Annotated in this window: 20 protein-coding genes; 7 read left to right on the top strand and 13 right to left on the bottom strand. The window is 36.5% G+C overall.

The annotated features are described in order from the left end of the window. Window positions 1–41: 41 nt before the first annotated feature. Complete coding sequence (locus NOV28_RS00200) at window positions 42–2192, bottom strand: endonuclease MutS2 (RefSeq protein ID WP_255926339.1); 2151 nt, start codon at window positions 2190–2192, stop codon at window positions 42–44. Between the two features lie 88 nt (window positions 2193–2280). Between NOV28_RS00200 and NOV28_RS00205 the strand changes: the two genes are divergently transcribed. After that, window positions 2281–2922, top strand: a complete 642-nt coding sequence (locus NOV28_RS00205; RefSeq protein ID WP_255926341.1) for a uracil-DNA glycosylase — start codon at window positions 2281–2283, stop codon at window positions 2920–2922. On the opposite strand, the gene NOV28_RS00210 is transcribed toward NOV28_RS00205, so the two are convergent. Both NOV28_RS00210 and NOV28_RS00215 read right to left on the bottom strand, forming a co-directional pair. After that, window positions 2909–3532 (bottom strand): hypothetical protein, encoded by a 624-nt coding sequence (locus NOV28_RS00210; RefSeq protein ID WP_255926343.1) that lies wholly within the window; start codon window positions 3530–3532, stop codon window positions 2909–2911. The two genes, NOV28_RS00205 and NOV28_RS00210, sit on opposite strands and share 14 nt — an antisense overlap. 4 nt (window positions 3533–3536) lie before the next feature. Continuing rightward, window positions 3537–4028, bottom strand: a complete 492-nt coding sequence (locus NOV28_RS00215; RefSeq protein ID WP_255926345.1) for a DUF456 domain-containing protein — start codon at window positions 4026–4028, stop codon at window positions 3537–3539. Between the two features lie 69 nt (window positions 4029–4097). Here NOV28_RS00215 and NOV28_RS00220 point away from each other — a divergent pair, with 69 nt between their 5' ends. From NOV28_RS00220 to mvaD, 6 genes are read left to right on the top strand one after another with little or no spacing between them, the layout of a single operon-like run. Next, window positions 4098–5357, top strand: a complete 1260-nt coding sequence (locus NOV28_RS00220; protein ID WP_255926347.1) for a mechanosensitive ion channel family protein — start codon at window positions 4098–4100, stop codon at window positions 5355–5357. A gap of 5 nt (window positions 5358–5362) precedes the next feature. Then, on the top strand, window positions 5363–6082 hold the full coding sequence (locus NOV28_RS00225; RefSeq protein ID WP_255926349.1) for a pyridoxine 5'-phosphate synthase: 720 nt from the start codon (window positions 5363–5365) through the stop codon (window positions 6080–6082). Between the two features lie 43 nt (window positions 6083–6125). Continuing rightward, complete coding sequence (locus NOV28_RS00230) at window positions 6126–6905, top strand: alpha/beta fold hydrolase (protein WP_255926351.1); 780 nt, start codon at window positions 6126–6128, stop codon at window positions 6903–6905. Window positions 6906–6924: 19 nt separating this feature from the next. Next, window positions 6925–7932 (top strand): NAD-dependent epimerase/dehydratase family protein, encoded by a 1008-nt coding sequence (locus tag NOV28_RS00235; protein ID WP_255926353.1) that lies wholly within the window; start codon window positions 6925–6927, stop codon window positions 7930–7932. Window positions 7933–7934: 2 nt separating this feature from the next. Continuing rightward, the gene (locus tag NOV28_RS00240; RefSeq protein ID WP_255926355.1) at window positions 7935–9698 is read left to right on the top strand and encodes an AMP-dependent synthetase/ligase; all 1764 of its coding nucleotides are present in this window, start codon (window positions 7935–7937) and stop codon (window positions 9696–9698) included. Window positions 9699–9719: 21 nt separating this feature from the next. Beyond that, entirely contained in the window at window positions 9720–10772 is a 1053-nt protein-coding gene (gene mvaD / locus NOV28_RS00245) for a diphosphomevalonate decarboxylase (RefSeq protein WP_255926357.1), read from the top strand. 10 nt (window positions 10773–10782) lie between these two features. Here the strand turns inward: mvaD and NOV28_RS00250 are convergent, their stop codons facing one another. From NOV28_RS00250 to NOV28_RS00295, 10 genes are all read right to left on the bottom strand, one after another. Then, entirely contained in the window at window positions 10783–10977 is a 195-nt protein-coding gene (locus tag NOV28_RS00250; protein WP_255926359.1) for a hypothetical protein, read from the bottom strand. A gap of 11 nt (window positions 10978–10988) precedes the next feature. After that, complete coding sequence (locus NOV28_RS00255) at window positions 10989–11585, bottom strand: MarC family protein (RefSeq protein WP_255926361.1); 597 nt, start codon at window positions 11583–11585, stop codon at window positions 10989–10991. A 43-nt stretch (window positions 11586–11628) separates the two neighbouring features. Then, a complete protein-coding gene (locus tag NOV28_RS00260; protein ID WP_255926363.1) occupies window positions 11629–13365 on the bottom strand; it encodes a BatD family protein in 1737 nt (578 codons plus the stop codon). Continuing rightward, window positions 13365–14105 carry a tetratricopeptide repeat protein gene (locus tag NOV28_RS00265; RefSeq protein ID WP_255926365.1) on the bottom strand — a complete coding sequence of 247 codons (741 nt, stop codon included), beginning with the start codon at window positions 14103–14105 and terminating at the stop codon, window positions 13365–13367. Before NOV28_RS00265 ends, NOV28_RS00260 begins: the two co-directional genes overlap by 1 nt. An 89-nt stretch (window positions 14106–14194) precedes the next feature. Continuing rightward, window positions 14195–15202, bottom strand: coding sequence for a vWA domain-containing protein (locus tag NOV28_RS00270; RefSeq protein WP_255926367.1), 1008 nt, complete (start codon window positions 15200–15202; stop codon window positions 14195–14197). Between the two features lie 36 nt (window positions 15203–15238). After that, window positions 15239–16243 carry a VWA domain-containing protein gene (locus NOV28_RS00275; RefSeq protein ID WP_255926369.1) on the bottom strand — a complete coding sequence of 335 codons (1005 nt, stop codon included), beginning with the start codon at window positions 16241–16243 and terminating at the stop codon, window positions 15239–15241. After that, window positions 16240–17136, bottom strand: coding sequence for a BatD family protein (locus NOV28_RS00280; protein ID WP_255926371.1), 897 nt, complete (start codon window positions 17134–17136; stop codon window positions 16240–16242). The genes NOV28_RS00275 and NOV28_RS00280 overlap by 4 nt, the downstream gene beginning before the upstream one ends. A gap of 35 nt (window positions 17137–17171) precedes the next feature. Further along, entirely contained in the window at window positions 17172–18035 is an 864-nt protein-coding gene (locus NOV28_RS00285) for a DUF58 domain-containing protein (RefSeq protein ID WP_255926373.1), read from the bottom strand. Between the two features lie 50 nt (window positions 18036–18085). Continuing rightward, window positions 18086–18526 (bottom strand): GNAT family N-acetyltransferase, encoded by a 441-nt coding sequence (locus NOV28_RS00290; RefSeq protein ID WP_255926376.1) that lies wholly within the window; start codon window positions 18524–18526, stop codon window positions 18086–18088. A gap of 5 nt (window positions 18527–18531) precedes the next feature. Continuing rightward, on the bottom strand, window positions 18532–19536 hold the full coding sequence (locus NOV28_RS00295; protein ID WP_255926378.1) for an AAA family ATPase: 1005 nt from the start codon (window positions 19534–19536) through the stop codon (window positions 18532–18534). Between the last annotated feature and the right edge of the window lie 43 nt (window positions 19537–19579).

Genomic DNA, 19579 nt, shown 5'->3' on the forward strand with positions numbered 1-19579 from the left:
AGTTTTATAAATTCCAATCCTTTTTTATTGTGTTTTATGGTTTAAATTCTTTCCAGTTCCTCCGCAGAAATTTGGGTTTTGAACATTCCGTAATTCACAGTCACTTTTTGGTTTTTATCGATTTTCTCAATAGTTCCAACGCTTGTGCTACCTGAGATTCGAACACGCTGACCAACTTTCAGCCACACAGCACGTTCTTTTAGTCTTTTGTCCTCCAGTTTTTCGTGGGTTTCAGCGATTTTTTCCTGAACATTTTCCTTTTTCAGTTGCTGTGTGATTTTCCGTTTCACCACCTGAAGTTTCTTGGTTTCATTTTTGTCAGAACCCAATTTTCGGAATTTTTCTTGTTCCAAAATTTTCACAAAATCTTTCACCACATCTTTCCGAGATTTCCCTTTTACATAAGAATCGATGAAGCCTTCAATCTTGTTCCCAAATTGTAATTTTCGGTGTTCATCTTCGTATAATTTCTGGAAATTAAAGAGTTTCTGTTGCAGTTGCTCGTTGAGTTTTTCCAGATTTTCTTTCTTATTTTGGGTCGATTCTTTTTGTTCGGTAAGATTGCTTTTCAGTTTTTCGACTTCAAATTTTTCTTGCTGAAGTTTTACAATCGTTTTATCGAGATTTACAATGTCATGTTCCACCTTTTTCTTCGCTGAATTAATGATGAATGCAGGGATTTTGTTCTTTTTTGCTACCTCAAAAGTGAAAGAACTTCCGGCTTGTCCAACTTCTAATTTATACAAAGGTTCCAGCGTGTTTTCATCAAAAAGCATTGCCGCATTTTGCGCATTCGGAAGCTGTTCCACAACGAGTTTGATGTTGGTATAATGCGTTGTGATAATCGCAAAAGATTTTTTATTGTAGAAAAATTCTAGGAAACTTTCCGCCAAAGCGCCGCCGAGTTCAGGATCAGAACCTGTTCCGAATTCATCGATGAGTAAAAGGGTATTTTCATCGGCTTCGCGAATGATCCCGGCCATTTTTTTTAGTCGAGAAGAGTAGGTGGAAAGATGGTTTTCAATGGACTGATTATCACCAATATCGGTCATAATTTTATCAAAGAAAAACATTTCCGATTTCGGATGAACAGGAACCAAAATCCCACTTTGAATCATCAGTTGAAGCAATCCGACCGTTTTTAGCGTGATCGATTTTCCTCCTGCATTCGGACCAGAAATACAAAGAATTCTGTTGTGTTCCGTTAAAGTAAAAGTTTGCGGGAAAATCTGTTTTTTTTCTTCGCGGTTTCTAATCAACAAAAGCGGATGATAAGCATTAACCAAACGAAGTGTTTTGTGAGGATTGATTTTCGGTAAAATTCCACCGATTTTTTCAGCAAATTTCGCTTTTGCTCGCGTGAGATCCAAATCGAAAATATACTCTTGATACGACGAAAGCTGAGGTTGAAATTCCGCGATTTCGGCGGTGAGTTTTCGTAGAATTTTATCAACTTCTTTCTTTTCTTCTTCGATGTCTTCGCGCAGTTTAAACTGATGTTTTACCACCGATTCAGGCTGAATATAAGTGATGGAACCTGTTTTTGAAAGTCCTAAAACTCTGCCTAAAACTCTTTTTTTGTAAGCCGATTTCACCGCCAAAACTCTTTGATCATCAATAATACTTTCTCGGATATCATCTAAAAAATCAGTTGATGAAAGCGATGCAAGTGTTCTGTTGAAATTTTCCTGAATGGCTTTCCTCGCATGCGAAATTTCAGCTCTTAAGGTTTTGAGGATCGGCGAAGCTTCACTTTTCACTTCTCCAAAACGGTTGAAAACTTTGTCAATTTTTTCGATAATTTCTTTCCGGAAATCCAGATCTTTCACATCATCATTCAATGTTGCGAAAACTTCATCGTAAGCCGGATAAAATTTTTGAAGTTTACCGATTTGTTCGGTTAAACTTTTTATTTTGATGAAAGCACTGTTTTCTAGCCGAAAATTCTCGATCAGCATCAGTTTCAGTTCGCTTTCGATATCGTCGTATTCGTTGAACGGAATCGCATTATCGCTTTCGAAACTCGATAAAAATTCGGATACTTTTTTTAATGAAGTTTTTGCTTCATCGATCGAAAATGGCCGCAATTCTGAAATTTTTGTGGCGATCTTATGGGAAAAAGCAAAGGGCGAAATTTCCGCAAGCAAATCCGGAAATTCTAGTTCTTCTAATTGGTCTTTTGTAATTTGCACAGCACAAATTTAGTGATAATTTGATAATCTGATCTGCCCCGTTTTTTTTGTATTTTTGAATCTTAAATTCAAATAAAATTGTCATTCAATGAATTGGGAAACCGTTTTAGAACCCTTCAAAAACTCCGATTATTTCAGGATTCTTTGGGAAAAAGTGAATCAAGAATATGCTTCAGAAAAATGTTTCCCGCCGAAAGATCAAATTTTCCGCGCTTTTGATTTGACGCCTTTTGATGAAATTAAAGTTGTAATTATCGGGCAAGATCCTTATCATAATGATTTCCAAGCAAATGGATTGGCTTTTTCGGTTTCTGAAAATGTAAAAGCACCGCCTTCTCTTAAAAATATTTTCACCGAACTCAAAGATGATTTAGGAATTCTAAGAACGAAAACTGAACTTGACGATTGGGCTGAACAAGGCGTTTTGCTGCTGAATGCCACACTTTCGGTGAAGGCTCATTCGCCCAATTCTCACAAAGATCTGGGTTGGGAATCATTTACCAATGAAGTGATTAAAGAAATTTCAGCGAAAAAGGAAAATGTAGTTTTTGTTTTGTGGGGAAATTTTGCGCAAAAAAAGGAGGAACTGATCGATTCCTCCAAACATTTTATCGTAAAATCTGCACATCCATCGCCGTTTTCGGTGTATCGAGGTTTTTTTGGGAGTAAACCTTTTTCTAAAATTAATGAATATTTAAAAAGCAAAAATTTAAAACCTATTTCGTGGTAGTTCCGTTTGTGTTTTCGGAATTTTCTTTGCTAAATTTTAAACCAATTTTGTAACTTCCTTTCAATGCTTTGAAGCCTTTGTCAGAAGTTGTTTCCGGGCTTAATTCTACCAATGAAACAGAAAATCCGTTGAAGACTTGGGTTTTGCGGTAATTTTTATTGGCGTCATTGATGGTGCTCAATTTTAAGGTAACAGGTCGTGTATAAAGTCCCATTAATTCGACTTCTGCGGTAGCAACTCCGGCCCAAATACAGTTTACATCTTTCGGACAACGGCTGTCTTCGGTGATCTGTTTGAAAGTAACATTGGTTTCGTATTCTTTCAGAAACTTATTTTCACCTTCTTTAAAATAAATCACATTTGAAGTGTTTTGTTGTTCTTTTTTGGCAGTTTCCAACGCCTCTTTATCAGGAGGTAATCCTACGGACATCTCTGGTTCGCCGGTTTTTGTTGGTTTTGGTATTTCAGGTTTTGGTTGTGAAGTTGCTTCTGTTTTTACTTCGGTTTTCACTTCCGTTTTGGGAATGTTTTGGTTTTCTGCCGGTTTTGGCTTTTGACAAGCGGTGAAAGTTAGAAATCCGATCGCGATAAATAATTGTTTGTGTATCATTGGATTACGATTTAAAAATATCAATTAAAACTACCAAAAACATTGCGAAACCTACAATGAAATTAAAACCGGTTCCGTAGAGAAATCCGATAAAGGCTCCTTTGGTGGAGTTCCACGCCTTTTTTTTGTCGTTCGCGTCGTGTAATAATTCGCCCACAAAAACACCCAAAAACATTCCGATTAAAAATCCGAAAGGAAGTGGAATGAAGAACATTCCAACTAAAGTTCCAATTACAGAGCCAATGCTTCCCCAACGCGTTCCGCCGTATTTTCGGTTCGTTCTCGCAGGAATCACATAGTTGAGCACGATGGAAAGAAGCGTGAGGCAAACGAAAATCCAAATATAAACCATTGAAAGTGACGATTCTGTCCCGAATTTATAAATCAATAATCCGCAAAGACTGAGCAATAATCCCGGTAAAACGGGCAAAAATGTTCCCAGAATTCCTGCAATGAGCAGTACGATGCTTACTAAAGGAATGAGCGTGTCGTTCATGTGTAATAAATTTTGTTAAAAATAAGCATTAATCCTATAAACACAATCAGATTTCTTATTTTTGCTGTAATGAAAGATGAGTTGAAAGATACCAAAGATTTTTTGCAAAGAATTAGTGATTATATCCACTATTCTGTGAGAGACAGTTTGCCGGATAGCTGGGTTTTGTTGGTGCAAATTATATTGAAATTTCTGTTTTTAGTGGCGCTGGTTTATGTTGCCGATTTTATCGTGAAATTTCTTTTGAATCAAATTTTCAAAATATTTTTTAATAAAGATAAATATCCGGTTTTCAAATCGATTTATCAATCGAGAATTACCAATTCTATTTCTCATGTTTTTGCGCTACTCATCGGAAGTTTCGCGCTGTTTTCAATTTTTTACAGGCATCCCAAAAGCTTTACCTTTCTGGAAAGAATGGTTTATTTGGCGATGGTTTTTGTAGTTGTGGGAATGTTATACCGAGGTTTGAATGCATTTAGAAATTACTTCATCATCCAACAAGATTATTATAAAATTATGGCGCTGAACGCCGTTTCCCAAACTGTGAAAATTTTCGGAACTTTTGTTTCAGCAATCATTGCAATTTGTGTGATTTTCGGGATTAGCGGAACTACAATTGTTGGAAGTTTAGGAGCGATTACTGCGGTGCTCGTTTTGGTTTTCCGGGATACGATTTTGGGTTTTGTGACGGGACTTCACGTTGCGACTTCTAAAAACTTGAAAGTTGGCGACTGGATCGGGATTCCGAAGTATAATTTGGAAGGAAATATTCAGGATATTAATCTTTTAACGACTAAAATTCAAAATTTCGATAAAACCATTTCCACGATTCCGACTTACGATTTGTTGACCACCGAGATCAAAAATATTCAGGTGATGACAGAAAGCAATACCCGAAGAATCAAGCGTTCTATTATTTTCAATATCAATTCTTTCAAGTTTTTAAATGAAGAAATTCTTGAAAAATTATCGAAAGTAAATTTAATTAAAGATTATCTGGAATTCAAAAAATCGGAAATGTCCGAGCAAAGAAGTCATATCGACAATCCGGAATTGCTCATCAATGGGAAACAACTCACTAATATTGGTGTTTTCCGCGAATATGTTTTTAATTATCTAAAAAATAATCCGCACATCGATCAGGAAGGAACCATCCTCGTGCGACAACTCGAAAATACGCCACAAGGTCTTCCGCTGGAGATTTATTGTTTCACCAACGATTCTGAATGGGGAAATTATGAAGACATTCAGGCCGATATTTTCGATCATTTGCTGGTCGCTTCCAAAGAGTTTGATTTAGAAGTGATTCAGTTTGCTAAAATTTAAAATTTATGACAAAACTTAGTGTAAATATCAATAAAATTGCAACCATCCGAAATGCGCGTGGTGGCGAATTTCCAAGTGTAACTGAAGCTGCAATAAAGCTTCAAGAGTTTGGTGCACAAGGAATTACGATTCATCCAAGACCAGATGAACGACACATTACCCGAAAAGATGTTTATGATTTGAAACCTTTGGTTCATACCGAATTTAATATTGAAGGAAATCCACATCGTCCGTTTATCGACATGGTTTTAGAGGTAAAACCAGAACAAGTAACGTTGGTTCCCGATGCCGACGATGCAGTAACTTCTAACGCAGGTTGGGATTGCGAGAAAAATCTTGATTTCCTAAAATCAGTAATTTCTGAATTTAAAAATGCCGGAATTCGAACTTCTATTTTCCTAGATCCAAATCCTGAAATGGTGAAATTTGCCGCAGAAACCGGAACTGACAGAATAGAATTGTATACCGAAGCATACGCAAAAAACTATTTTCAAGATAAAGAATCTGCCATAAAACCATACTACGAAACAGCTCTAGAAGCTACAAAATACGGTTTAGGAATTAATGCAGGACACGATTTGAGTTTAGATAATGTAAAATATTTCGCGGAAAATATCCCGAATTTGTTGGAAGTTTCCATCGGTCATGCTTTAATTTCCGAAGCGTTGTATTTAGGTTTAGAAAACACGGTTCAAGCGTATTTGAAGCGCTTGGCGAAGTGGTAAATAACTTTTAAATATTTAATTAAAAAAAAATCAGCGAGAAGAAATGAATATTTTACACTCAAAAATATATGGTGAAGACCAATCCGGAACACCGCTGCTGGTTTTCCACGGACTTTTCGGCATGCTCGATAACTGGGGAAGTTTCGGCAAAGAAATGGGCGAGTTTTTCCCGGTTCATTTAATTGATTTAAGAAATCACGGCAAAAGTTTTCACTCCGAAGAAATGTCACACGACGATTTGGCCCACGATATCGCACATTACATGGAGTTTCATCATTTGGAAACAGCCAATTTATTGGGGCATTCTCTCGGTGGAAAAGCGGTGATGCAATTTGCTATAAAATATCCGCTAAAACTAGAAAAATTAATCGTTGTAGATATTTCTCCAAAAGCATATCCGCCTCATCATCAAGGAATTTTGAAAGCCCTAGAAAGTGTAGATTTCGAAAAAGTAAACACGAGACAAGAAGTAGAAGAGGTGCTTCAGCAATATATTCCCGAAAAATCAGTCATTCAGTTTCTTGCCAAAAATCTTTATTGGAATGACGATAAAAAATTGGCTTGGCGATTTAATTTGAAAACTTTATCCGAGAAATATGCTCAATTTGTGTCAAATGCGATTAAATTTGGCGTTTTTACCGGCAAAACTTTATTTATTTCCGGTGCAAAATCTCATTATATTTTGCCTCAAGATGAGTTTCTCATCAAGCAACAATTTCCAAATTCTTCGGTGGTGAAAGTCGAAAATGCAGGACATTGGGTTCAGGCAGAAAATCCGAAAGATTTTACAATTGTGGTGAAAGATTTTCTCCTTCAAAAATAGCAATGTTTAAAAAATATTCATGATTTTAGTTACAGGTGCAACAGGAATTCTCGGAAGTGTAATCGTTTTAGAACTGCTGAAACGTGGCGAAAAAGTGCGCGCTACCAAAAGAAATTCTAGTAACATCGATGAAGTAAGAAAATCATTTCATTATTACACCGAAAATCCTGATGAATATTTTGAAAAAATAGAATGGATCGATGCCGATTTTGATGATATTTTTAGTTTGCAAAATGCAGTTGATGGTGTTGAAGAAGTATATCATTGTGCTGCAAAAGTTGATTTTCATCCCTCTTCGCAGCGCGAAATGTATCACACCAATATTGAAGGAACTAAAAATCTTTTGTTTGCTTGCGCCGATTCTTCGGTGAAGAAATTCTGTTTTGTAAGTTCCATCGCGGTTCTTGATGGATTAAACGAAAGCCGCGAACTCGATGAAAATTCCGATTACAATTCCAAAATTCATCATTCGGCTTATGCGATTTCCAAACATTTTTCCGAAATGGAAGTTTGGCGCGCTTCGGCGGAAGGTTTAAATACCATTATTGTCAATCCTGGCGTGATTCTCGGAAGCGGAAATTGGGACAGAAGCAGCGGAAAATTGTTCGAAAACCTTTCAAAATCCTTTACTTTTTCAGGTGGAACTTCTTATGTTGATGTTCGTGATGTTGCCAAAATCGCTATTAGTTTAATGGAGAAAAATAGTTTTGGCGAACGATTTATTCTGGTTTCCGAAACCAAATCTTTTCACGAAATGGGAACTTTAGTCAGAAAAAAAATGGGAAAATCGGCTCCTAAAATTATTCCTCAATTTTTGTTGAATTTCGCTCGTCTTTTAAATTTTCTTTTCGGATGGTTGGTTCCGGCGCTTCGAATTGTAAATAAAGTCAATGTAGATTCAGTTTCTACTACGACCCCAATTTCTAATAAAAAAATCACTGAAAAACTAGATTTTCAGTTTATTCCTGTATCGGAAAGTGTAGATTTTCATTTTAAAAATTATGCTTCCGAAAATATTAAAAGTTAATCATGAATCTTGTAGAATTTCTAAATACCAATACCGAAAAATTCAATTCTAAACCAGCAATCGGCTTCAAAAAAGGTGATAAATGGAAGGATTTGAGCTGGCGCGATTTCCGAAGAATGGTTTTCAAAACAGCCAATGCATTGAAAAATGCTGGAGTTTCTCCTAATGATAAAGTTGCGATTTATTCCGATAATTCTGCGGAATGGATCGTTTTCGATTTGGCGATTCTTGCTTTGGGCGCGGTTACCGTTCCGATTTATTCTACAAGCAATGGCGAACAAGCGGAATATATTATCAACGATTCTGGTTCGAAAATTATTTTGGTCGGAAATCAAGAGCAATACGATGCAGTTTTCGAGATTTTAAGTAAAAATGGATCACTTCAACAAATCATTGTAGCTAAAAAATCGATTTGGATTAAAAAAGACCGAAGCATTTACTTAGAAGATTTCATTAAAAAAGAACCTGAAACTTTCGATATTGTTTCCAAAGAAGACGATGAATTGGCAACAATTATTTACACTTCTGGAACCACCGGAGTTCCGAAAGGAGTGATGCTTTCTCACGGAAATTTCCACAAATGTTTTCAGGCACATTTCGATTTTTTTAAGTTTAAAAACTTTGAAAATGAAGTTTCTCTCGCATTTTTGCCGCTCACTCACGTTTTCGAAAGAAGTTGGACTTTGCTTTCCTTGTACGGTGGTGCTAAGGTTTGTTTTCTAGAAAATACAAAACTCATAGCACATGCTTTAACTGAAGTAAAACCAACGATGATGTGCGCTGTTCCGAGATTTTACCAGAAAATTTATGCCGGCGTGAACGAAATGGTGGCAAATGGCTCCGAAACAAAAAAGAAAATTTTCAATTGGGCGATCAAAACCGGAAGCGAACTCGCGGAATTGAAACGATTGGAAAAAAATATTCCATTAGGTTTAAAATTAAAAAATAAAATTGCTAAAGTATTGGTTTTTAATAAAATCAAAAATAAAATGGGAGGTAAACTTTGGTTTATGCCTTGTGGTGGCGCTTCGGTTTCGCCGGAAGTTACCCGTTTTTTTGATGCTTTAGGCGCCCATATCACCGTTGGATACGGACTTACGGAAACTACTGCGACGCTCACCGCTTTTCCTTTTATTCAATATCAACATGGCAGCGCAGGAGTTTGTCTCGGTGATACACAGCTGAAAATTGGCGAAAACAGCGAAATTTTGGCGAAAGGAAGCGGGATTATGAAAGGTTATTACCAACAACCGGAAGAAACTGCCAAAGTTTTCACAGAAGATGGTTGGTTCAAAACTGGTGACGCCGGATTAATCGATGAGAAAGGAAATCTCACCATTACCGACCGAATCAAGGATTTAATGAAAACTTCCAATGGAAAATATGTGACTCCGCAACCGATAGAAAACCTGCTTTCTAACAACAATTATATCACTCAAGCTATGGTTGTTGCCGAAGGAAAACCTTACGTAACCGCTTTGATTATCCCAAATTTTGATGCCTTGAAAGAGGTCGTTGAGAAAATGAATATTCCTTTCACCAATTGGCAAGAAATCGTCAATTCTGAAAAAATTAAAGAGTTTTATCGTCTAAAAATTGATGAAATTCAGAAAGGGCTTTCGGGTTTTGAAAAGGTGAAAAAATTTATTTTAATGCCTTCGGAATTTGAAATCGGAACCGGTGAAATTACGCCGACTTTAAAGGTGAAAAGAAATGTGGTGCTCAACAAATATGCTATATTGATCGACCAAATGTATTCATCATAATTAAAATTTAGAAGCTTCAAAATGAACGAATTTTCAGTAAATAAACCATTCAATATTACGAATCAAAAAGTTTCGGCAAGTTGCCCTTCCAATATCGCTTTGATTAAATATTGGGGAAAATACGACCCGCAAATTCCCGCAAATCCAAGTATTAGTTATACGCTGAATCATTGTAAAACCAATACGGAAATGGAGTTTCTGGCTGATGAAAAATTCAGTGTTCAAACCTATTTGTCGGGAAATGAAGAACTAAAATTTGCCCAAAAAATTGAAAAATATTTTCAAAAAATCGAAGAATATTTACCTTGGATTTTGAAAGGAAAATATATCATTAAAACGGAAAATACATTTCCTCACAGTTCAGGAATTGCGAGTTCGGCATCTGGTTTTGGCGCAATTGCCAAATGTTTAATGGCTTTGGATGAGCAATTTTCTGGGAAATTGGATGAAGATTTTAAGCTTAAAAAAGCGAGTTTTTTAGCAAGATTGGGCAGTGGAAGCGCTTGTAGAAGTCTGTATGACGGTTTGGTCGTTTGGGGAAAAACTGAAGAAGTTGCGGACAGTTCAGATTTGTTTGCGGTACAATATCCTAATGAAGAAATTCATCCAATTTTCAAAAGTTTTAACGATTGGGTTTTGCTGATTCACGAAGGTGAAAAATCGGTGAGTTCCACTGTTGGACACGGTTTGATGAACACTAATCCTTATGCACAACGCAGATTTCAGGAAGCTCACGAGAATTTCAAAACGCTGAAAGGAATTTTGAAAAATGGTGATTTAGAAGCTTTTATAAAATTGGTTGAACACGAAGCGTTAACACTCCACGCGATGATGATGATGAGCGAACCGGCTTTTATTTTGATGAAAACTGGAACTTTGCAAGTAATCAACAAGATTTGGGAATTCAGAAAAGAAAATAATCTTCCTTTATTCTTTACTTTGGATGCGGGTGCGAATGTTCATCTCTTATTTCCTGAAAATACTGATTCCGAAAAAATACAAGAATTTATCGTAAAAGAACTTTTACAATTTACCCAAAACAACGGTTTAGTAAAGGATGTGATGAGATTTTAAAACCGGGAAATTATTTTTTCTCGGTAAATTTGCTCAAAGTATGCATTACAAAAACAACCAAAATTCCGATAATTCCTGCGGAAATTGATAAAATGAATTTAGCATTTTCTTCGTGCCAAAAACCTAAGTCCCATTCCATTACATAAAGGTTGAAACCGATGAAAATTACGAATAGTGCTAAAAATATTTTATAAAAAAGATGCATTTTTTGAATTTTTAAAATTTAACATAAGTGCTGAAAAGCTGTGCAAAATTAGCAGTAAACAGCTTAATAGAAATCGCGAGTAGAACAATTCCGAAAACTTTTTGCAAAACCTGAAGCGTTCCGTCGCCGAGTTTTCTTTCGAGCCAGTTGGCTGATTTCAGCACCAAATATACGAAAATAGTGTTGAGGATGATGCCACAAATGATATTAATATCATGATATTCCGCACGCAGCGAAAGGGTAGTAGTAAGGGTTCCGGCGCCCGCAATCAGCGGAAACGCGATAGGAACGATTGATGCGGATTTGGCTTCCTGGTTTTTCTGAATTTCAATGCCGAGAATCATTTCCACTGCGATAATGAAAATAACGAAAGCACCAGCAATCGCAAATGAATTTACATCAACGCCGATGAATTTCAGGATTTTATTTCCAATGAAAAGAAAACAAATCATAAGAACTCCTGAAACAATTGCTGCTTTTTCAGATTCAATATGACCGAATTTCTGTTTTAAACTTACAATAATCGGTATCGAACCCATAATGTCGATTACGGCAAATAGCACCATTGTGGCGGTAAGTGTTTCTTTTAGGGAGAAAAATTCAAACATAAACAGGAATTATTAATTTCGTAAAAATATAAAAAATAAATGATTATTTTCTAATTTCAGTGTAGATGCTAATTATTCTTTTCAAAAGTTCCTCAATTTGCTCTTCTGAGTGATAAGGTGCATACTTTTCAATTTGGATTTCTTCAGATAGTGCTCTGTATTGATCTGCTAACGGATGACCGTTATTTTCTTCCAAATATTTTCTAAACTCAGATTCTGTAGAGATTTCAAGCGAAGTTTTAACATCAGTTTTCATTTCCTCATAAGTTGAAAAGAATTTGATGAAATCTTTTTCTTTCGCTAATTTTTTCAAATATTCAATATGATCCTCGAATTGATGGCTCATTTTTTCTCTTAGCAAAGCTTCGGTTTCGGCAATGGTGACGATTGGTTTTCGTTCTACTACTGGTTTTTCTTTGCTTGTTTTGATCTTCTTTTTTACCACCAAAAATAACGAAAATAGAGCTGCCATGAATGCCAAATTACCAGCTACAATTTTCCAGTTGATTTTGTTTTTATCTTTAATTTTTAAATTATGAGTTTGCAAAACCGGCGTATTTACTGTTTCCAGAACGGTGTTGGTGTAATCGTTTACCTTTTCCAAAGTGCTTTTGGATTCTACAATTTGTTCGTGAGTTTTTACATTCAGCAGAATTGATTTTGCTCCCAAATCGACATATTTTTTTGCGGAAGGATCAAAAAATGAAAAGTTTTCAAAATCTACAGAAATAGGTCCTGTTTTTTTAGGAATCACCACATAATCCACGATGATGTCACCCGAAAGCTGATCATTTTGTGGTGAAGTTTTTGAGGTGATTTTTGGAGGAAATGAAGTGTAGTTTTCAGAACTTACAATTTTTGGTAAATGTAAAGTACCGAAGTTTCCGGTTCCGCTTAGTTTCAACGAAATATTAACAGGTTTTTCCAATTCTGGAGTTTCCGTTGCATTTTTTTTGGCTACACTAATATCGAAATTTCCCACCGCATTTTTGTAATTTTCAGGCATTCCGGAAGGAAGTTTTTTCACATTCAAAGCCACTCGGTTCGACGAAATTTTATGTTCTTTGGTAGGACTTGTTATTGTCGTGGTAACGGGATTTAGTTCCACTTTTCCAGATTCCGTAGGGAAAATCATGAAAACGCCAAGAACTTGTGAAGCTGTTCCTGCGCTGGTTTCTATCTCAGATTTTGCGAAACTCACGGGTTTTATCCGAACATTTTTCTGATGCGGAAAATGTATTTTACTTAGCTTTCTAAAATTATCGTAGTTGCGGCTATGAGCGCGAACAACTGCCACTGCAGGTTCGTTTTTGTAAACATCTTTATCCTGAATATCAACGGTGAGATAAACATCATTTGCTGCAGCATTATCAGCTACCGACGATTTTTTTTCGCTATCGCGGACATTAATTTCAAAAGGTTCTGTTTTATAAATTTTCCCGTTGACAGTAACCAAAACGGAACCGAATCTCAATTTCCCCGGTTGCTTTGGACTCAGCGCCAACTGATAAACCATCTGGTTTAAAATGTCCCCTTTTTTAGCATCTAAAACTACCGTATTTTGCTCAGAAGCCGATCCAAGAATTTCGAATTTTGATAAATCGGGCATTCTCAATGGCGTTTCTTGTTGCATGTTTTCACCTGCAATTTCAAGCAAAACAGTAAGGTTCAACCGTTGATTTACTTTAGCATCTTTTACTTCAGAAATGGCCAAAGTGACCTGGCCATAAGTTAATACGGTGCAAAATAAAAGTAATATGTGAAGTGTTTTTTCTTTCATTACCAGTCCTTTTCGTTGCTTTGTGGCATCGAATAGGAATTTTTGTTGAGAATCCGTTTTGCAGTCTCTCTTTCTTTGTTTTCTACACGGTTAAGGATGGAGTTTTCTAAATCTTTCGGCAATTTGCCGTCGTTATCGTTATTGTTTTTATTAGGGTCGTTTCCTTCGCCTTCACCTTTGTTTTGTTGTCCGCTTCCGGCTTGGTTTTGTGGCGTGTTACCTTTATCTTGTCCGTTATTTTGGTCTTTATTTTGATCTTTTCCTCCACCTCCGGAGTTGTTTTTTTGCTTTTGCTGTTCTTTCTTTTCCTTTTCTTTCAGCATTGCTATTTCATAATTCTTGCGAATCGATTCGTTGTAAGGATCTTGTTTTAATGCTTTTTTGTAAAATTCGGCAGCTTTTTCGGAATTGTTGGTTTGCATATTTGCATTTCCTAAATTGTACAAAGCAGCAGCTTTATCGGGAATTGTAATGGCAAGTTTCTCCGCTTTTTCATACTCCGCTTTGGCTTCTTCGTACATTTTTCTTTTATAAAGAGCATTTCCTAAATTGTAATGAGCAGTAAAATCTTTATCATTCAGTTTTACTGCTTCCAAATATTTAGAGGAAGAAGTTTCGTAATTTTTTTTATCAAAAGCATTATTTCCCTCGAAAACCAAAGTGTTATAATTTTCCTGAGCTTGAAAAAAAACACTGGTAATGAGAAGTATAAAAACCGAGAAAAGCAGATTCCTATTCATGTTCTGCAAAATTATTCCATTATATGTTAATATCTTAATCAGAAATTGTTAAAATTCGGTTAAATATGTTTGAAAATACTGATTATTAGTTAAATATTGAATTCTTTTTTAGGGTTAAAGAAGAAAATGAGCAGAAAGAAAAATATAGAAACTCCCAAAAAATACTGGTAATAATGAATTGCATTTTGAGATTTTACCACGCTTTCGGAAGAGGTGTTGCTTTTCTTTAATCCATCGATGATTTGCGAGGTTGCATTTTCTAAATTATTCCCATCTACATACGTTCCACCGGTTTCGGACGCGATATTTTTTAATGCATTGCTTTGTCTTTTAGAAATTACGGTTTGCCCGGAAAGATCGGTTTTGTAGCCCATCAATTGTCCAAAAACATACTCTGGAATCGGAGCGCCTTCTTCGGAGCCAATTCCTACCGATATCACCGTGATTCCTTCTTTATTGGCAAGTCGTATTGCCGCTTTTTCGTTTCCTTCGTTATCTTCGCCATCGCTCAGTAATACTACTTTTCTGGAACCTTTGGCAATGTTTTTAAACTTATCCGAAACCGTTTTTATTCCATTTAAAAAGTCGGTGCCTTGTATTTTCAAAATATTGGTTTCTACGCCACCGATATACGTTTCAGCTGCGGTGAAATCAGTTGTTAATGGCATAATTGAAGTAGATTCTCCTGCGAAAACCACAATTCCTACTTTATCATTGGTGAGTTTTCCGATGGTGTTGACGATAATATTTTTGGCTTCATCGAGTCGGTTAGGTTCAATATCTTGCGCATTCATCGAGTTGGAAACATCGAGCAGAAAAATCACATTGTTCATTTTCTGTTTTGTTTTAATTTCTTCGGAACCGCCCAATAAATCAACTATTGAAAGAATTAAAAACAAAGTTCCCAACAAATAAAATAGTGGCAAAAATTTCGAAAATCTTTTTTCTTTTTCAAATAATTCTTCTTGAAATCGCGATTCTGCAAATACTTCTTTTTTGCGTTTTTTCCACTTTAAATATTGAAAAATAATGATTCCAAGCAGTGGCAAAAGCAACAGCAAAAGTAAATACCAGTAATTTCCTAAATACCAATTCATTTTATAGTTGAGCGAAATTATGCGCCAAAATATTATTTAACTTAAAAATTTATAAAACACCCAACGCAACAATGCATCGAGGATTAAAGTTCCCAAAGCAATCCACAGAAAAATTCGGAAATATTCCTGATAATTATAGAGTTTGGTCGATTTCAGTTCCGTTTTTTCGAGTTGATTAATTTCGTTATAAACTTCTTCCAAGCTTTGATTAGAAGTTGCTCGGAAGTATTTTCCACCAGTGGTTTGCGCGATTTCCCGAAGAACAGGTTCGTCAATTTTTACTTCAGCTTCAGTGAAAACCAAATCTCCAAAAATATCAGTCGCGGTCGGCATCAGTGCATATCCGTTGGTCCCGATTCCGATGGTGTAAACTTTGATATCGTTGCTTTTTGCGAGTTGCGCGCCAACTTGTGCAGGCATTGCATTTTCAATCGTATTGACGCCATCAGTCATCAAAATAATGATTTTAGATTTGGCTTTGCTGTTTTTAAGGTGACTAACTGCTACCGAAAGTCCTTCTCCGATTGCCGTTCCTGGTTGTAATTCAAGGGAATTGAGGCTATTTAATTCTTCCAACAAAACTGCGTGATCGGAAGTCACAGGAACTTTGGTAAAAGCTTCGCCGGAATAGGCAACAAGTCCGATTCTGTCACCGGGTCTTTTGTCCACAAACCTTTTGGCAATGCTTTTGAGAGCGGTAAGTCGATCGGGTTCCAAATCTTTTGCAAGCATACTGAGCGAAACGTCCACGGAGAGCATGATGTCGATTCCTTTATTATCATCTTGATCCTGAGAAATTGTGAATGTCCGAGGACGTGCGATGGCAATAATCATTGCCGAAAGAATGATATATTTTGAAATTTTCAGTAAAAATAAAACCCACAAAATCCCTTTGTTTTCCACCATGTTTTGGGTAGAAGGAACGCGGATTCCTGGTTTTTTTTTCTTCCGAATATCTAAAATAATCAGCGGAATGAACAGCAAAAACAGCAACAAAAACCAAGGGCTGTAAAATTCGAAATTGAGAAAATCAAGTGTCATACGCCGGTTCTTAGTTGTTCTGCTTCCAGATCTTTGGAGGATCTTTTCACAAAGTTTTTCATTTCTTCATAATCTTTTTCCATCATCGCTTGATCGGGGAATGTTTTGGCAAATTTCACCAAATCTCCGCGAAGGAAGATGTGTTCCACGATTTTTTCATTCTCCGGAGAAATCGTGTTATTGAGTTTCATCACATCAATCAAATCGTCTGTTAATAGTACATCCGCCGGGATTTTGTATTGTTTGGTGATGAATTTTCGGGAAATATCAATCAGTTCCACATAGAAAGATCGATAGTCGCCATTTTCAATGAATTTTTTCTTTTTTAAATTTTCTAAATCCTTCAATGTTTGGTTGGTCGTCACAATTGGAGAGGTTTTTCTGCGTTTTGCGTATTGCACCAATTGATAAATAACGAAAATTAAAGCGAGAAGAATTAAAACTCCTAAAATATACCATTTGTAAAGTTGCCAATAATCCTTCACCTCGAGTTTCACCTCTTTGTTTTTCATGATATCGTTGATCTGATCGCCTTTTTGAGCGGTATTGATCACGTCAACTTCATAAGGGATGGTATGAAAAACCTTCCCGCCGATTTTGAAATCTAGCGCTGGAATGGTGAATTTCCCTTCTTCAAAAACCTGAAATTCAATGATTCTTTCGTATACATCGGGCTGTTTGCTGATGCTGTCCTTAATTTCTTCAAAATGAAATGGCAACAATTCGTTTTTCGGCGCAGAAACCACATCTTTGCCTTGAAGATTGGAAATATTAACGCGGAAAACTCCGACTTCACCTAAAGCCAGCGTATTTTTGTCGAGTTTGGAACCTAAGGTTTGCGAAAATGCAAGAACACTTAGAAGGGTGAATAGGATAAAAAATATTTTTTTCAAAATGATTTTCTGTTTATTTAAAGCCCCAAAAGGCATTATCTTTTTCTGAAATATTGATAAAGGAATTTAGAATAATCGTCGCCGGTATTGATGTTCATGAAAGTCGCTGAAGAGTTTTCGAAGTCTTCTTCTAAATTTTTGATCCTTAATTTTTGTTTTTCGGCAAAATCGTAGCGCCATCTTGCATTGGAAGTGTTTGCCCAGACTTGTTTTCCGGTTTCGGAATCTATAAAAAGAGTGTAACCAACATCTGGAATTTCGTTGTCTTTTTCATCGAAAATGCGCATTCCTAAAAGCTGATGTTTTCGGGAAGCAACTCTGAGGATTTTCTGCTCAAAATCGTCCTGAAAATCAGAAAAAAGAAAAACCATCGATTTTTTCTTGAAAACGCCCATCATATATTCCAAAGCGACATCAATTTTAGATGGCGCTGCAACATAATCTGCGGTGAGAATATTGCTGATAATTGCGAGAATGTGCTTCCTTCCTTTTTGTGGCGGAATCACTTTGTAAACTTTGTCTGCAAACAAAATCAGGCCAACTTTATCGTTGTTTCCCGCTGCGGAAAAGCCCAAACTTGCGGCGATTTCTGCTACAAATTCGCGTTTCAGTTGCGTTTTTGTACCATAATCCATTGAGGAAGAAATGTCTACCAAAAGCATCATCGTCAGTTCGCGTTCTTCTTCCATCACTTTCACGAAAGGTTCGCGAAATCTTGCGGTTTTGTTCCAATCAATCCTGCGGATTTCGTCGCCAAATTGATACGGACGAACTTCCGAAAAAGTCATTCCTTGCCCTTTGAAAGCGCTGTGATATTGGCCCATCAAAGTAGCTTCCGACTTTTTTTTGGTTCGGATTTCTATTTGTTTTACTTTCTTTATGATGTCTTTAATCTCCATTTTTTGGCGACATTTTTTGATGAAATTTTAAAAAATAATTGATGTTTTTCTTAAAATTCCACACTTACATTAACCCATTCATCATCAAATTTTGTAGGGTATTTTTTGTAAAATTCAATGGCGTTTTCATTCCAATTTAAAACTTGAAAAACCATTCCGGAATATCCACTGGCTTTTCCGTGTTCTAAAGTGGCGTCAAATAACAGTTTTCCGATGTTTTTCCCGCGCATTTTTTCGGTGACTACGAGATCTTCCAAATACAGTCTGCGCCCTTTCCAAGTGGAATATCGATCGTAATAAAGCGACATTCCGACGATTTCATCATCAATTTCCGCGACAAATGCTCCCCAAACCGGATTGTTTCCGAAACCGTCTTCTATAAATTGGTTTAAAGGTAAAACCACTTCGTCACCGGCTTTTTCGAAAACCGCAAGCTCGTGGATGAGCTTCATCATTGCTTCACAATCTTTCTTTTCTGCTTTTCTAATCATTATTTTTATGGCGCCTGGATTTTAGATAAAATTCTTTCTACAATTTCGTCGGCAGTGATTTCTTCAGCTTCCGCTTCGAAACTCAATCCAATTCGGTGACGAAGAACATCTTTTGCAATTTCTTTCACATCTTCCGGAATCACGAATGCGCGATTTTTCAAAAATGCCATTGCTCTTCCTGCGATCGCCAAGTTGATTGATGCTCTCGGTGATGCACCGAAACTGATGTAATTTTTCAATTCTGACAAACCATATTTCTCTGGAAAACGAGTGGCAAATACCATATCGAGAATGTATTTTTCAATCTTTTCATCGAGATAGATTTGGTTGATCAGTTTTTTGGCTTCAACGATATTGTGCAATGAAATTACAGGCTTAATCTCGGGTTGATGAGCTGTAGCAATCATTTTCATGATTTTTCTTTCATCTTCGAAATCGGGGTAAGAAATCGTACATTTTAGCATAAAACGGTCGCTTTGCGCTTCTGGCAAAAGGTAAGTTCCTTCTTGATCGATTGGGTTTTGCGTAGCGAGAACCAAAAACGGCTTCGGAAGTTCCATGGTTTCATCGCCGATGGTTACCTGCTTTTCCTGCATTGCTTCCAATAAAGCCGATTGTACTTTCGATGGTGCACGGTTGATCTCATCCGCCAAAACAAAATTTGCGAAAATCGGACCTCGTTTGATCGTGAAATCATTGTCTTTTATATTGTACATCAATGTTCCCACAACATCGGCAGGAAGCAAATCTGGCGTAAACTGTATCCTCGAAAATTCTCCTTGAACCGCATCTGCCAAAGTTTTAATGGCCAAGGTTTTCGCCAATCCCGGAACACCTTCCAAAAGAACATGTCCGTTCCCTAGAAGACCGATCAGCAAACGATCTACCATGTATTCTTGTCCGATAATTGCTTTGTTGATTTCTTGTTTTAAAAGAGAAAAAAAGTAATTCTGTTCTCTTACTTTTTCCGTGAGTTGTCTGATATCTTCCGCCTGATGTAGTTCTGACATAGCTTTTCTAAAATTTAAGGTGTAAATTTCTAATAATTACGGG

It is taken from the genome of Kaistella montana (assembly GCF_024436175.1).
GTDB lineage: Bacteria > Bacteroidota > Bacteroidia > Flavobacteriales > Weeksellaceae > Kaistella > Kaistella montana.

Bases quoted from the DNA above. Each gene is read 5' to 3' on its own strand.
- NOV28_RS00205 (WP_255926341.1), top strand. From the start codon at position 2,281: ATGAATTGGGAAACCGTTTTAGAACCCTTCAAAAACTCCGATTATTTC.
- NOV28_RS00210 (WP_255926343.1), bottom strand. From the start codon at position 3,532: ATGATACACAAACAATTATTTATCGCGATCGGATTTCTAACTTTCACC.
- NOV28_RS00215 (WP_255926345.1), bottom strand. From the start codon at position 4,028: ATGAACGACACGCTCATTCCTTTAGTAAGCATCGTACTGCTCATTGCA.
- NOV28_RS00220 (WP_255926347.1), top strand. From the start codon at position 4,098: ATGAAAGATGAGTTGAAAGATACCAAAGATTTTTTGCAAAGAATTAGT.
- NOV28_RS00225 (WP_255926349.1), top strand. From the start codon at position 5,363: ATGACAAAACTTAGTGTAAATATCAATAAAATTGCAACCATCCGAAAT.
- NOV28_RS00230 (WP_255926351.1), top strand. From the start codon at position 6,126: ATGAATATTTTACACTCAAAAATATATGGTGAAGACCAATCCGGAACA.
- NOV28_RS00235 (WP_255926353.1), top strand. From the start codon at position 6,925: ATGATTTTAGTTACAGGTGCAACAGGAATTCTCGGAAGTGTAATCGTT.
- NOV28_RS00240 (WP_255926355.1), top strand. From the start codon at position 7,935: ATGAATCTTGTAGAATTTCTAAATACCAATACCGAAAAATTCAATTCT.
- mvaD (WP_255926357.1), top strand. From the start codon at position 9,720: ATGAACGAATTTTCAGTAAATAAACCATTCAATATTACGAATCAAAAA.
- NOV28_RS00250 (WP_255926359.1), bottom strand. From the start codon at position 10,977: ATGCATCTTTTTTATAAAATATTTTTAGCACTATTCGTAATTTTCATC.
- NOV28_RS00255 (WP_255926361.1), bottom strand. From the start codon at position 11,585: ATGTTTGAATTTTTCTCCCTAAAAGAAACACTTACCGCCACAATGGTG.
- NOV28_RS00260 (WP_255926363.1), bottom strand. From the start codon at position 13,365: ATGAAAGAAAAAACACTTCACATATTACTTTTATTTTGCACCGTATTA.
- NOV28_RS00265 (WP_255926365.1), bottom strand. From the start codon at position 14,105: ATGAATAGGAATCTGCTTTTCTCGGTTTTTATACTTCTCATTACCAGT.
- NOV28_RS00270 (WP_255926367.1), bottom strand. From the start codon at position 15,202: ATGAATTGGTATTTAGGAAATTACTGGTATTTACTTTTGCTGTTGCTT.
- NOV28_RS00275 (WP_255926369.1), bottom strand. From the start codon at position 16,243: ATGACACTTGATTTTCTCAATTTCGAATTTTACAGCCCTTGGTTTTTG.
- NOV28_RS00285 (WP_255926373.1), bottom strand. From the start codon at position 18,035: ATGGAGATTAAAGACATCATAAAGAAAGTAAAACAAATAGAAATCCGA.
- NOV28_RS00290 (WP_255926376.1), bottom strand. From the start codon at position 18,526: ATGATTAGAAAAGCAGAAAAGAAAGATTGTGAAGCAATGATGAAGCTC.
- NOV28_RS00295 (WP_255926378.1), bottom strand. From the start codon at position 19,536: ATGTCAGAACTACATCAGGCGGAAGATATCAGACAACTCACGGAAAAA.